Origin of the sequence: Streptomyces sp. CMB-StM0423 (assembly GCF_002847285.1) — a bacterium.
Classification (GTDB): domain Bacteria; phylum Actinomycetota; class Actinomycetes; order Streptomycetales; family Streptomycetaceae; genus Streptomyces.
The window spans coordinates 7,935,340-7,948,916 of record NZ_CP025407.1 but is presented as its reverse complement, the minus strand read 5'-3'; the positions used below and the strand labels follow the sequence as shown (position 1 = coordinate 7,948,916).

General features: G+C 72.9%; 10 protein-coding genes. 1 reads left to right on the top strand and 9 read right to left on the bottom strand.

The genetic code is table 11. The features are described 5' to 3' along the window. Positions 1-222: 222 nt before the first annotated feature. The 9 genes from CXR04_RS34270 to CXR04_RS36740 form a co-directional block, all read right to left on the bottom strand. The gene (locus tag CXR04_RS34270) at positions 223-885 is read right to left on the bottom strand and encodes a GntR family transcriptional regulator (protein WP_101426066.1); all 663 of its coding nucleotides are present in this window, start codon (positions 883-885) and stop codon (positions 223-225) included. Between the two features lie 16 nt (positions 886-901). Beyond that, complete coding sequence (locus CXR04_RS34265; protein WP_101426065.1) at positions 902-1,885, bottom strand: asparaginase; 984 nt, start codon at positions 1,883-1,885, stop codon at positions 902-904. Then, positions 1,882-3,351, bottom strand: a complete 1,470-nt coding sequence (locus tag CXR04_RS34260; protein WP_101426064.1) for a dihydroorotase — start codon at positions 3,349-3,351, stop codon at positions 1,882-1,884. The genes CXR04_RS34265 and CXR04_RS34260 overlap by 4 nt, the downstream gene beginning before the upstream one ends. A gap of 71 nt (positions 3,352-3,422) precedes the next feature. Beyond that, the gene (locus CXR04_RS34255) at positions 3,423-4,769 is read right to left on the bottom strand and encodes an amidohydrolase family protein (protein WP_101426063.1); all 1,347 of its coding nucleotides are present in this window, start codon (positions 4,767-4,769) and stop codon (positions 3,423-3,425) included. Next, positions 4,766-7,618, bottom strand: coding sequence for a molybdopterin cofactor-binding domain-containing protein (locus CXR04_RS34250; RefSeq protein WP_101426062.1), 2,853 nt, complete (start codon positions 7,616-7,618; stop codon positions 4,766-4,768). Before CXR04_RS34250 ends, CXR04_RS34255 begins: the two co-directional genes overlap by 4 nt. A gap of 125 nt (positions 7,619-7,743) precedes the next feature. Beyond that, on the bottom strand, positions 7,744-8,958 hold the full coding sequence (locus CXR04_RS34245; protein WP_101426061.1) for an ABC transporter substrate-binding protein: 1,215 nt from the start codon (positions 8,956-8,958) through the stop codon (positions 7,744-7,746). Beyond that, on the bottom strand, positions 8,955-10,196 hold the full coding sequence (locus CXR04_RS34240) for a branched-chain amino acid ABC transporter permease (protein WP_234380648.1): 1,242 nt from the start codon (positions 10,194-10,196) through the stop codon (positions 8,955-8,957). Before CXR04_RS34240 ends, CXR04_RS34245 begins: the two co-directional genes overlap by 4 nt. Further along, entirely contained in the window at positions 10,189-11,082 is an 894-nt protein-coding gene (locus CXR04_RS34235; RefSeq protein WP_159072427.1) for a branched-chain amino acid ABC transporter permease, read from the bottom strand. Before CXR04_RS34235 ends, CXR04_RS34240 begins: the two co-directional genes overlap by 8 nt. Before the next feature lie 2 nt (positions 11,083-11,084). After that, a complete protein-coding gene (locus CXR04_RS36740) occupies positions 11,085-12,767 on the bottom strand; it encodes an ATP-binding cassette domain-containing protein (protein ID WP_101426059.1) in 1,683 nt (560 codons plus the stop codon). 486 nt (positions 12,768-13,253) lie between these two features. On the opposite strand from CXR04_RS36740, the gene CXR04_RS34225 reads away from it, so the two are divergent. Next, a complete protein-coding gene (locus CXR04_RS34225) occupies positions 13,254-13,526 on the top strand; it encodes a hypothetical protein (RefSeq protein ID WP_159072426.1) in 273 nt (90 codons plus the stop codon). Positions 13,527-13,577 lie beyond the last annotated feature (51 nt).

The window sequence follows — 13,577 nt, the reverse complement described above, 5'->3', positions numbered from 1 at the left end:
AAGGCCCTCACCTCTTCAAGATCCCACAGCCGAGACCTCGCCCACCCGTCCACAACCTCCCCGGACAGAACACCTAGCGTCCGGTCGGCGGGCCGCCGGGGAACCGGGGGTCCGGGTGCGGGCGGCACCTCGTGCGGCGGTGACCTCCGCGGATGCAGCAAGCCACCCCTGACGCCGAAGCGTCCGAGCACCCGCCGGCAGGGGCGGGCGGGTGGTGGGGGGTTATGGCCGGTGGTGTTCGTCGCGCCACATCTCCAGGCGGGCCTCTCGTGCGCTGAGGATGTGGTCGCGGGCCAGGTCGGCGGCTTCGGGGCCGCGGCCGGCGCGTAGTTCGGTGAGGATCTTGCCGTGCTCGTCGAGGGCGACCTGCCACCGTCCGGGCTGGGCGAGGGTGGAGGTGGCGACCTGCAGCAGGCGGGTGTTGAGGCTGAGCAGGAGCCCGACCAGCACCGGGTTGTGGGACGCTTCCCACAGCGCTTCGTGGAACTTCAGGTGCAGGTCGGGCCGGTGGCCCTGGCCGCCGCCGTGCCGGCGGTGGCTGGCCAGCAGCCGTTCGAGTTCCTTCAGGTCCGCCGCGGTTGCGGCCTGGGCGGCCTGTTCGGTCGCGGCGGCCTCCAGGAGGGCCCAGGCGTCGTAGACCTGGAGGATCTGCTCGCGCGGCCGTTCCTGGATCAGCATGCCCCGGGTGGTGCGTTCCAGGAGCCCTTCGTGGATCAGGCGGGCGGCGGCCGCGCGTACGGTCGTCCTGCTGGCTCCGTAGCGCTCGACCATCTCCCGTTCGCTCAGGCGCACGCCGGGCGCGAGGGTGCCGGTGCCGATCTGTTCGAGGAGCGCCTCGTACACCTGATCTGCCTTGGACGGCGGGGTGGGCTTGTTGTCGTGCATGTGTGGCGTGTCCTGTTCAGGCGGGAGCGACGGGGAATGCCTTACGTGGAGTGTGTCCCAGGGCAAGCGCGATCTGCAGCCGCAATCGCGCCTTGAGGGCGGGCAGGTGTCCGACCGGTATCACTCCCACTGATCTCAGGTGGCCTTCGCCGCCCTTGTCGCCGTAGGTGTCCTGGAGGAGGGGTCCGGAGGGGCAGCGGGAGGCGAGTACGACGGGTGTGCCGGCGGTGACGAGGCCGGCGAGGGTGTCGGCGACGCCCGGCGGGGTGTGGCCGCCGCCGGTTCCGGCGATGAGCAGTCCGGCCGCGCCGTCCGCGGCGCGTTCGACGGTGTCGCCGTCGATCCCGGCGTAGACGGTGACCAGCGGCACGCGCGTGCCGGCGAGGCGGCCGGGCTCTGGCATGCCGAGGTAGTCGGACTCGCGGTGGGCGGTGCGGTGCAGCAGGAGGCGGCCTTCGTGGATCTGGCCGGCCGGGCCGCCGTCCGGGGAGGCGAAGGCGGCGGGCCTGCTGGTGTGGGCCTTGGTGACCCAGCGGGCCAGGTGTACCTCGTCGCCGAAGACGACGACGGGACCGGCCCCGGCCAGCTTCGGGTCGCGGGCCACGGCGATGGCGGCGGCGAGGTTTCCCGGTCCGTCGTCGCCTGGCTGTGCCGGGAGCCGCATGGCACCGGTGACGACGACCGGCACCGGGACGTCGGTCATGACCGCCAGGGCGTAGACGGTCTCCTCCAGGGTGTCGGTGCCGTGGAGGACAACGATGCCGTCGCATTCGGCGGCGGCCTGTTCGACCTTCCGGGCGAGGGTGAGCATGTGCGGCGGGGTCATCGCCCGCCCCGGGATGTGGTGCACTTCGATGGGCCGCAGCCGGGTCCCGGAACTGCTGTGGCCGGCGATCAGGTCCGTCGCGGACAGGCCGCCGCCGTGGCGGCGGCGGGCATCGGCGACGGCGGAGATGGTGCCGCCGGTGGCCAGGACCGCGATGGTCGTGGGCTCCCTCATGACCGGGCTTCCTCACTCACGGGGTCGCCGGGGTGTACGGGGCCTGCGTGCTCGCGCGATGCGGGTACGGCCGCGGGAGCGGTGGGGCGGGAGCGTACGAGGGTGCCGCGTGGCGCGTCGGGCAGCAGCTCGCCGTCCTTCATGAGCTGCCGGCCGCGGAGCACGGAGGCCGTTGCCACGCCGCGGCCCCGGTGGCCGTGGAAGACGCTGAGCGGGTGGCGGGTGTGCAGCCGCTGCTGGTCGATGGTGAAGGTCGCTTCGGGGTCGACGAGGGTGAAGTCGGCGTCGTATCCGGGACGGATGCGGCCCTTGCCGGGCAGCGCGTACAGCTCGGCGGTGGCGGTGGACAGTACATGGGCCAGGCGCTGGGGGGTGAGGTGGCCGCGGGTCATGGCGTCGAGCATCAGCGGTACCAGGGTCTCGACGCCGTGCATTCCGGCCGGCTGGGTGGCCAGGGGTAGTTGTTTATCGGCCGGGGCGTGGGGGGCGTGGTCGGAGGAGAGGGAGGTAAGGGTGCCGTCTCGCAGCGCCTGCCACAGCGCGTCGCGGTCGTGCCGGGAGCGGATGGGCGGGTAGACCTTCGTGCCGGTGTGGAGTGCGGCGTCGTCCTGGGTGAGGAAGAGGTAGTGGGGGCAGGTCTCCGCGGTGACGGGGATGCCGTCGGCACGGGCACGGCGTACCAGCTCGATGCCGCGGGCGGTGGCCACGTGCAGGACGTGGAAGCGGCCGCCGATACGCCGGGCGGCCTCGACGGCCTGGGCGATGGCGGTGGATTCCGCCTCCACGGGCCGGGCGTCGAGGAGATCCTGGTAGGTGGTGACGGCGGCGGTGTGCCGGCCGGCGTAGGCGAGGACGCCGGGGTCCTCGCAGTGCGCGGCCACCAGGGCTCCGGCGGCGGCGGCGCGGGCCAGGACCTCCCACACCTCGGTGATTCCGGGCGGGGGGATTACCTGTTCTGCCGGGAGGTCGGACGTGTTGTAGACGAGGCGTTTGGTGGCCCGGTCCAGGCCGTAGCCCCAGAAGATCTTGACCCCGACGGCGCCCGCGGCGAACAGGCCGGGCAGGGCTTCCAGGTTGTCCCCGCCGAGGGAGAGCGCCCAGAGGCCGAAGTCGCAGGCGGCGACCTCGGCGTGCTGCCCGGCGCGTTCGGCGAAGACGGCGCTGTCGGTGACCGGAGGGAGGGCGTTGGGCATCTCCAGCATCGTGGTGATGCCGCTGCATGCCGCGGCGCGGGTGGAATCGGCGAAGGTCTCCTTGTCGGTTTGTCCGGGGTCGCGGGAGTGCACGTGGGGGTCGATGAGCCCGGGGAAGACCAGCAGGCCGGTGGCGTCGATGACCTCGTCGACGGGGCCGTGGTCCGTGCCGTGGGCGGTGAGGGCGGCGATGCTGCCGTTCTCGCAGAGGATGTCGGCGGGGTGGGTGGCGCCGTCGGCGATCAGCGTGCCGCCGGAGATGAGAAGTCGCACGGGAGCTCCATCAGGTTGGTCAGGGCCTCAGGGGCGGACGGTGACTGGCGGGGTGGCGCGCGTGCGGCTTCCTAGGAAGGGCCGTACGGCTGTGCCGGTGCAGGCCCGGGGCGCGTGGCCGGCAGCGTGGGCCGGTCGAGGGTTCCGACGACGGTGCGGCCGCCGAAGACCACCGCGGCGATGTCCCCGGCGGTGGCGCGGTTGACCAGCGCCGCGGCCGGGTCGTTGGCCACCGAGGCCGCGAGGTTGGGCGAGGCCGTGTCGAAGGCGACGAAAGTCGCGGCCCTGCCGACGCTGAGCGAGCCGAGATCCGTTGCTCCCAGCGCCTGGGCGGCGTTCACGGTCATGGCGGCCAGGAGCCGGCCGGGGCCGGGGTGGCGCACTGTTCCGGTACGCCACCGTTCGGCTTTGACGAGGAAGTTCGCCTCCTCGTGCGGGGAGGGGGTGGTTGTCATGACGTTGTCGGTGCCCAGCGCGACGTTCACCCCGGCGGCTACCGCGCCGAGGTAGGGAGGGACCCCGAAGCCGAGGCCGGCGTGGGACCGCGGGCACATCACGATCGCCATGCCCGCCCGGGCGGCGGCGCGCAGTTCTTCGGGGGTGGCGGCGGTGGCGTGCACGAGGTAGTCGGGGCGCAGGATCTCGATCGCGCGGGCGATGTCGCTGCGGCCGGTACGGGCCAGGGAGGTCTGCCGGTCCGCGTCCCGCTCGCTGACGTGCGCGGCGAGCCGCTTGCCTGCGGCGCGGACGAGGTCGGCGGTCTGGGCCAGGGCGGTGTCGGTGAGCTGGTTGGGCGAGACGACGCTGAACCCGTCCGCGATGTCGAGGATGTCGCGGATCTCGGCCTGGGCTTCCTCACTGAGCCCGCCGGTGTTCGCCTGCAACTGCTCTGTGGTGAACGGCAGGTCGGCGTGACGGCCCAGCGCCAGGGCCCGGATGGGCAGGCCGCGGGCGGCCTGACGCAGCAGGTCGACACCGTGCCGGCCCTGCTCGCGGAAGTCCTCGAAGGCGACCACTCCGCAGCGGATCATGGTCTGCATCGCCTGGCGCATGCCGGTGACGAGCTGCTCGTCGGTCGCCCGGGCCATGAGCTGCCAGCGCTGCCCGTCGGGTGCGTAGAGCAGGTCCACGCCCTCGGTGCGGAAGCCGGCTTCGGCGAAGGCGGCGTCGCCGATGTGGGTGTGGCCGTTGAGGAAGCCGGGGGTGACCAGCAGGTCGGGCCGGTGCAGGCGCGGCACCGCGGGGCCGGGGTCGTGCAGGTGTCCGGCAGCGGTGATCCGCCCGTCGGTGATGACGATCGTGGCCTGGCGTGTCGGTGTCAGCTCCTCTCCCAGCAGGGCGGTGACACCGGTCAGCGCCCATGTGTCCGGGCCCGTCGGCCCGTTGGCCGAGCCCGCGGGCGCGTTGTCCGCCGTCATGGAGACTCCTCGTCTTGTCGGGTGGAGCCGGGTTGTCCGTCGGATCCCTCCGTGGCCGGTGGGGAGGGGGTGCCGGCGGCGGCGAGGACCGCGTCGACGATGTGCGTGTAGGCGCCGCAGCGGCACAGGTTGCCCGCCAGGTGGCGGCGTACCTGGTCCCGGCTGGGACGGGGGGTGTGCTCCAGCAGTGCGGTGGCGGCCATGAGCATTCCCGGGGCGCAGTAGCCGCACTGGACCGCGCCGTGCTCGACGAACGCCTGTTGCAGCCGGCTCAGCTCTCCGTGGCGGGCGAGGTCCTCGACGGTGCGGACCGTGCCGGCGGTGCGGGCGGCCGGGGTGCGGCAGGCGCGGATCGGCTGCCCGTCCAGCAGTACGGTGCACGTTCCGCACACGCCTTCGGCGTCGCAGCCGGCCTTCGTCCCGGTCAGTGCGAGCCGCTCTCGCAGCAGGCGAAGCAGCGACGTTCCCGAAGGGATCTCCGCCAGTTCCTGCCCGTTGACGATCAGCGGCCCGGCCGCGCCCGCGGGCGGGTGCTCGGCCGGCGGGGGGCGCTCGGGAACCAGGTGGGCGGGAAGGGGCAGTGCGGTGTGACGCGTGCCGGTGGCGGCGTGCAGCGCGTTGCCGAGTGCGGCGGGTACGGGCACCAGACCGATCTCACCGATCCCGCGGGCACCGCCGGCCGGGCCGTCGGCAGTGGGGGTCTCCACCACCACGGCCTCGATGCCGGGGGCGCCGGTCATGGCGGGGATGCGGTACTCGCCCAGCCCCACCACGTCCGGGCGTCCGGTGGAGAAGTCGACCCGTTCGGTGGTGGCCATCCCCCAGCCCTGGAGGGCCGCGCCGATGACCTGCTGCTCGCATGCCAGGGGGTTGACCGCTCTGCCGGCGTCGACCGCGACGGTCAGCCCGGCGGAGGTGATCCGCCCGGTGACGGTATCGACCCCGGTGGTGACCGCGGCCGCCGCGTAGGACCAGAACGGTGTCGGTCGTGTCGAGCGGCCGGTGTGCGGATCGATCGGTGTGGTGGTGCCGTGCCCGGTCCGGCCGTGCCCGAGCAACTCACCCGGCCCTTGGAAGTGCTGGGTGAGGAGCGCGGCGTAGGACAGGTGCCGGCCCCGGGCGCTGATGGTGCCCTGGGCCATGACCACTTCCTCCTCGGTGGCGCGGAGCTCGGCGGCGGCGATGGCCCGGAGCTGGCCTGCCACGGACTGGGCGGCCGCCTGCACCGCACCGCCCACCGCGAAGGTCGTACGCGAGGCGGTCGAGCCGCGGTCGAAGGACGGGGAGGAGGTGTCGGTGCCGGCCAGGTGGATCCGCCCGGGTGGCAGCGACAGCGCCGCCGCGGCGATCTGCGCCATCGTGGTGCGGGCGCCCTGTCCGTTGTCGATGGCCGCGCAGGCGACCTCCGCGCTGCCGTCGTGCAGCAGCCGCACCGTCGCGAAGGACACCGCGGGGGCCAGCGCCGACTTCCACGCCAGCGCGTACCCGGTGGCGCGCTGCACACCCGCCGCGCCCCCACCGGGCCGGGGGGTGGGCTCGGTGCGGGCGGCGACCGCGTCCAGGCATGCCCGGGCGCCCACGTCCCGCATCACCTCTCCTGTCGCCGACACGTCCCCGTCGCGCAGCAGGTTGCGCCGGCGCAACTCCAGCGGGCCGATGCCCAGTTCGGCGGCGAGCGTGTCGATCTGCTGCTCGCCGGCCCAGCAGGTCTGCGGTGTGCCCAGACCCCGCATCGCCCCGGCAGGCAGCCGATTGGTGTACGCCAGGCGGGCGTCGACGCGTACGTGCGGGATCCGGTAGGGACCGGGTGAGCCGTAGCCGCAGTTGCGCAGGATCAGGGGCCCTGCGTCGGCGTAGGCACCCTGCTCGCCGACGATGGTGACCTCCCGCACGGTCAGCGTGCCGTCGCGGCGGGCGCCTGTGCGCATGCGGATCCGCATCGGCATCCGTCCGGTCGCCGAGGTGAACTCCTGGGCACGGGTGAAGACGAGCCGCACCGGGCGGCCGGGCACGCAACGGGCCAGCAGCACGGCGGCAGGGTTGAGGGCGCGCAGGTACATCTTCGCGCCGAAGGCGCCGCCCACGTACGGCACCCGCACGGTCACCTTGTTCAGCGGCAGGTCGCACAGCTCGGCGAGCATCGCGCGCAGGGTGTGCGGGCCGGGCGTGGCCTGCCAGACCGTCAGCGCCCCGGCCGAGTCGAACCGGGCCACGACCGCGTGCGGTTCCAGGTGTGCGTGCTGCACGAAGGACGTGGTGTAGGTGTCCTCGACGACGACGTCGGCGGCGGCCAGCCCGGCCTCGGCATCGCCGGCGCGAAGCCGGAAGCGGAAGGGGCTGTTGCCGTGCGGGTCGAAGCGGAGACCCAGCGCCCCGGTCAGCTCGTAGTGCCGCCAGTCGGGGTGGATGGGCCGGGCATCGTCGGCGAGGGCCTCATCGGGGGTGAGGAGGGCCGGCAGCGGCTCGTACTCGACCTCGATCTGCTCGACCGCTTCCGCGGCCGCCTCCTCGGTCTCGGCGGCGACCGCGGCCACCACCTCCCCGTAGTGCCGCACCTGATCGACGGCGATCGCGGGCTGGTCACGGACGAACGGGCCGTGCCGGCGCGGCCAGTCGGCGCCGGTGACCGCCGCCCTGACCCCCGGCACCCGCCGGGCCCTGCTCGTGTCCAGCCGGCGGATACGAGCGGCCGGGAGCGGAGACGTCAGCACCCGTGCGGTCAGCACCCCCGGCGGTGCCACGTCCACGCCGTACTCGGCGGTGCCGGTGACCTTGGGTACCGCGTCCAGGCGGGGCAGCGAGACCCCCACCGCGTCCGAAGCCGCCGCTTGCCGCCGGTCCCTTCCCATGTGACCTCCCTCGGTCGGTCCGCCCACGGATCCACGGATCAGCTCGGCAGCACCACGGACGGCCGCCTTCGCGCACCGGCCGGCAGCCGCCCGTCGCCATCCCCGGCCTGCGCACGTGGTCGTGTTCACCGGGTGCCGGGGTTCGGGCGCAGCTCGGTCAGGAGTTGCAGCCCGCCGGGCTGCCCGGGGGCGGGGCGCAGCAGGTAGGAGGTATGGGTGGGCGGTTCGCCGCGGGCGGTGAAGTCCAGCGCGGGCAGCAGTCCGCCGGTGTCGACTCCGGTGAGGTCGCGGTAGGTGTTCTCCACGTTCTCGCGGGTCAGGTCACCTTCGGCGCAGGTGGCCTTGAGGACCGTGCGCATCACTTCCGCGGCGCCGGCGCCGTGGACGACGGGCGGGTTGGGCATCTGGTCCGGCCACCTGTTCTCGAACGCCTCCAGGATGCGGGCGGGACCCTCCTGGCTGCTGGACAGCGGCGCCAGTGCCGAGGTCTGGTAGAAGTGCTCGGCCAGCGGACCTTTCGCGCTGCCGTCCAGGAGGGAGGGCACGTAGGTGAAGGTCGAGCCGATGAAGTCGGCGTCGTAGTCGAGGGCCTTGGCGACCGAGACCGCCGAGGCGGTCTGGGTGGGTGCGGTGGTCAGCATGACGTAGTCGGCACCGCTGCTGCGCAACGCGGAGACCTGCGCCGTCAGGTCCTTGTCGCTCGCCTTGACGACCTGGGATGCCACCTCCCCCAGACCGAGCTCGGCGGCCGCGTCCTCGGTGCCGGCCAGCGCGTCCTCGCCGTACTCGCCCTGGAGGTAGATGTGGCCGATCTTCTTGCCGCCCTTGAGCTTGCCGGTCTCCTCAAGCCAGTGGACGGCGTTGGACATCTCCTGCCGGTAGGTGGTGCCGGTCAGCGCGATGAGTGGGCTCTCCAGGAGGTTGCCGGCGAAGCTGGAGGGGATGGTGAGGACCTCGTCCTTGCCGATGCTGGGGGTGAGTGCGCTGACCATGGGTGAGCCCAGGAGCATCTGGAAGGCCAGGACGTTCGGCTCCATCTCGGTGTACTGGCTCACGGCGGTCTCCGTGTTGTAGCCGTGGTCCTCGACGGCCAGCTCCACCTTCCTCCCGCACACCCCGCCCTTGGCGTTGATCTCGTCCCACTGCAGTTGCAGGCCGCGCAGCGTGTCCGTGCCGCCGGCGACGAACGCGCCGGAGAGGTCGGTCAGTACGCCGAGGCTGATGGTGTCGCCGTCCACGCCGGGTGCCGCGGCGGACTGCGACGCCTTCGGCGAGCAGCCCAGCAGGACCAGCGACACGGCGGTGGAGACGGCCACGGCGGCGGGGAATGAACGGTTCATCGGATTCCTACCTTCGTGGCGGTGGGGCGGCGGCGCGGGCGCACCGCGGCACGGCAGGCACCGGCCAGGCCGCCTCGGGCGAAGAGGAGGACGGCCACCACGGCGGCGCCGTAGAGGATCTGTGCGGCAACCCCGGCGCTCAGGCCACCGGAGCCTTCGGCGGCCAGCAGCGGCAGTTGATCGCTGTGGTGACGCAGCAGAATCGGCAGGGAGGTCACGAACGCGGCGCCCAGGACCGCGCCGAGAGGCGAGCCGAGCCCGCCGATGACGATCATGGCCATGTACGAGAAGGCCAGTTCCACCTCGTACGAACTGGGCACCAGGCGCTGCAGGGTGAGCGCGAGCAGAACCCCGGCGGCGCCGGCGTAGGCGGCGGCGATGGCGAAGGCCGCGGCCTTGTAGCGGGGCACGTGGACGCCCATGGCGGCGGCCGCGGTCTCCCCGCCGCGGATGGCCGCCAGCGCGCGGCCGGGCCGGGTGTTGCGCAGCGAGGCGTACAGCGCGTACGCGGCGACCGCCGCCGCCAGCGCGACGTACCACAGCCGCTCCACGCGGCCGAACGGCACACCCAGGAGATCGCCGCCGCCGTCGTCGTCGAAGGCCAGCCCGAAGAGGTTCAGCGGCGGGGCGTCGCGGCCGTCGTAACCGCCGGTCAGGTCGGTGAGGTTGAGCAGCAGGTGCTGGCCCAGGACGACCAGCCCGAGCGAGGCGACGGCCAGGTAGATGCCCCGCACGCGCGCGGAGATCGGGGCGTAGCAGGCGCCGGCGACGCCGGCCAGGACGATGGCGCCGAGCGCGGCGGGCCCGGTGGGCCAGCCGGCGCCGGCCAGTTCACCGGTGCCGTCGGAGGCGAGCGCGGTATACCCGTAGCCGCCGATCGCGATGAAGAACGGGTGGGCCAGGGAGATCTGCCCGGTGTGGCCGACCAGCAGATCCAGGCCGAGCGCGCCGACCACGGCAGCGGCGACCAGCAGGCCGAGGTGCAGCCAGAAATGGTCCAGGTAGAACGGGAGGGCTGCGGCGACCACCAGGGCACCGGCCGCGGCCGCCCCCCGCGCGGCAGCAGACCGCCGCCCCGGCCGCCGCAGCCCCGTCTCCGGGCCCCCGCTCCCCTGCCCCCCGGTCTCTTGCCCCCGGGTCTTCGCCTCCCCGGTCTCCGTCCGGCCGGTGCCGGTGTCCGGACTGGTCGTCGCGGTCTTCGTGCTCCTGTCGTCGCCCGCAGGGCGGTCGTCAGACACGGGTCACCTCCCGGCTGCCGAACAGCCCCGCAGGCCGGGCCAGGAGGAGGGCCATCATCAGCACGTACGGCACGACGGAGTAGAAGCCCTGGCCGAGGAAGTCGATCCGGCTCTGGTAGCCCTGGGCGAGCACCTCGCAGGTCCCGACCAGGAATCCCCCGAGGACGGCGCCTTCCAGGGAATCAAGGCCCCCGATGATCGCGGCGGGCAGAGCGCGCAGCGCGACCGTGGCGGTGGTGGAATCCAGCCCCGGCGAGGGGAAGGCGGTCAGGAACAGCACCGCGACGGCGGCCAGCAGCCCGGCCAGCGCCCAGGCCGCCAGCGTGATCCGCCGCAGCGGGATGGCCATCAGCCGGGCCGTCTCGCGGTCTTCGGTCGCGGCCCGGGCCGCGATACCCCAGGAGGACACCCGCAGCCAGGTGAACAAGGCCGCCACCACGACCAGGGTGACGGTGATCGCGACCGCGCGGCTCTCCGCCATGCTCAGGCCGCCGATGTCCAGCACACCCGAGCCCCAGGGGTCTTCGAGGTCGAGCACCCGTGAGCCCAGCCGCCGGTTGATCTCAGCCTGCAGCATGATGCCCGCGCCCAGGGTGATGATGGACGCGGTGACCACCGCCTGCGCCGCCACCGCGCGGGAGGTGAGGAGCTCCAGGACCACGCCGGTGGCCGCCGCGGCGCAGACACCGGCCGGCACCGACACCATGAACGGGGCGTGCAGGTCGGTGACTTGCCAGGTCACCAGCCCGGCAGCCATGACCATCCCGGGATGCGCGAAGTTCAGCACTCCGGTGGCCTTGAACACCACGACCAGCCCCAGCGCCAGCAGCGCGTAGATCGCACCGAGGGCCAGGCCACCGGCCAGGTGCGTGAGGAACGTATCCACACTCACTCCTCCTCATCCGCACGGGACCGTCCATCCGCTCCCTGTCTGCGGCGCTGCCCGGGTGCGTCGGACCGGCCGGGCTGCCCGGTTTCGTCGCCGGTGCCGAGGTAGGCGGCGATGACCGCCGGATCGGCGCTGACCTGCTCCGGTGGGCCGTGGGCGATCCGGACGCCGAAATCCAGCACGGTGACCGTCTGGGCCAGATCCATCACGACGTGCATGTCGTGGTCGACGAGGACCACCGTGGAGCCCAGCTCCGTATGGCAGTACCGGATCGTGGCCGCCACTTCGAGCTTTTCTTCCCTGTTCATCCCGGCCAGCGGCTCGTCCAGCAGCAGCACCGGCCGCTCCATGCACACCGCCCGCGCGACTTCCACACGCTTGCGGTCGCCGTAGGACAACTCCCCGACGTCCTGGTCCAGCAGCGCCGCGATGCCCAACTGCCCGGCCAGCTCCCGCACCCTGCGGCGGTGCGCCCGCTCCTCGGCCCGTGCCGCGCGCGTACGCACCACCGCAGCGGCGAAGGCAACCGGCCCGCCGCGCATCAGGTGGTGCCGGCCCAGCAGGAGGTTGTCCTCGACCGACCGATCCCCGTACAGAGCCAGGTTCTGAAAGGCCCGCGCCACCCCCAGCCCGGCCGCCGCATACGGTCGGCGGTGCGGCAGAACCCGGCCGCCGATCCGCACCGTTCCCTCGTCCGGAGCGAGGATGCCGCTGAGGACGTTCAGCAGCGTGGTCTTCCCCGCCCCGTTCGGGCCGATGATCGCGTGCACGGTGCCCTGGCCCACGTCGAGATCCACCTTGCGCAGCGCGGTGACTCCCCCGAAGCGCAGGGTGAGTGCCTCGGCCTGCACCAGCAACTCGCCCTTCTCCGCGGAACCCTTCGTGGCAGCGGCAGCGGGTTGCGAAGCCGTGGACCGCGGGCCCGCAGGCGTACGGTCGGCCGTACGCGCCTTTCCCTCACCGTCCGGGCGGTTCCCGGTGGTGGCGCCGAGGTAGCGGGCGGCCAGCTCGTCGCGCGCCAGTTGCTCTGCCGGGCCGGAAGCGACCACGCGGCCGGTCTCCAGCACCAGCCCGGAGGTGGCGATCTCGACCAGCGCGAGATTCTGCTCCACCAGCAGGACCGCGATGCCCTGCCCGGCGATCTTCTCCAGGTCCCGGCCGATGCGCTCGATCACCAGTGGCGCCAGACCCAGGGTCGGCTCATCCAGCATCAGCAGTCGCGGACAGGACATCAGCCCCCGCCCGATGGCGAGCATCTGCTGCTCACCACCGGAGAGCGTGGAACCCGGCTGGCCCATCCGGGCCTCCAGCTCGGGGAAGAGGTCAAGCACGAGCTTCCGCTGCTGCATCCGCAGCGCCTTGGGAGAGCTGAAAGCGCCGATCCGCAGGTTCTCGGCGACCGTGAGCGGGAAGATGCGCCGGCCCTCGGGTACGTGCACGACGCCGGAGCGCATCACGTCCTCCGTCTTGCCCGGCAGCGGCGCACCGTCGAGTTCGACGCGGCCGCGGACGTGCCCGCCGCGGGGCAGAGTACGGGAGATCGTCCGCAGCAGCGTCGTCTTCCCCGCACCGTTCGAGCCGAGTACCGCCACCACCTCACCGGGGCTGACCTGCAGTGACAGGCCGGACAGGGCGTGGCCGGCGCCGCCGTAGCCCACGTGAAGATCTTCAATGGTCAGCATCGGCGACCTCCGCCGCGCGACAGCCAACTCGGGAAGGAACGCCGTGAGTAGTGCTGACGAGAAGGTCAGTAGTCATGCAGGGCCTCCCGGGAGAGGCGGGAAGGAGAACAAGGAGAAGGGGCAGCGGAGGCGATCTTCTCCGCGCAACCGGCCGGGCACGGGCGGGCCGCGCGCGGCGTGCACAGGCCGTCGGGGTGACCGGACCCCGCAGGGCAGACACCGCTCGATCTGGTATACCAAATTGGTACTCCACTTTGGTATACCAGCGTGGGGGCGGCGTCAATACCCCCACCGCGGACGCAAGTCGGGCCAGATCGCGTACGGACCGCCGGTCTCGTCAGCTTCGGGGGCGCGTCCGCGGCCCGGTGAAGCCCTGATGCGCGCCGCGCAAGATCCGAACACGCACCGCAGCATCAAGGTGAACTAGCCGCAGCCGCCCGGGCGGTAGCGGGCGACCAGCTTGGGGCCGGGCACCTCGGTGGCCACGTGCCCTCCTGGGGTCCCACCGACCCGGCCCCGCGGTCCTGCCCCGCCTGCGACAGCGAGATGGATGCCCTGCTGACCATCGCCACGTTCGAAGGCGACGACTCCAACCGGAGCTGGCTCCCCCGGGAGGGACCGGCCGGTGAACCGCCCAGCGGCATCAGCTACTTCGGCCGCCTCCAGCCCACCGCGGTCCGCATCGGCAGCGGCTACGACCAGCAGCTCCACCTCTGCCCGGCGGATCCGGAACACCCCCACACCGAGCTGATGCAGTAGCCGACCAGCGGGCGTCATGTGCACGGTCAGCAGCGATGGCCGGCCGATACG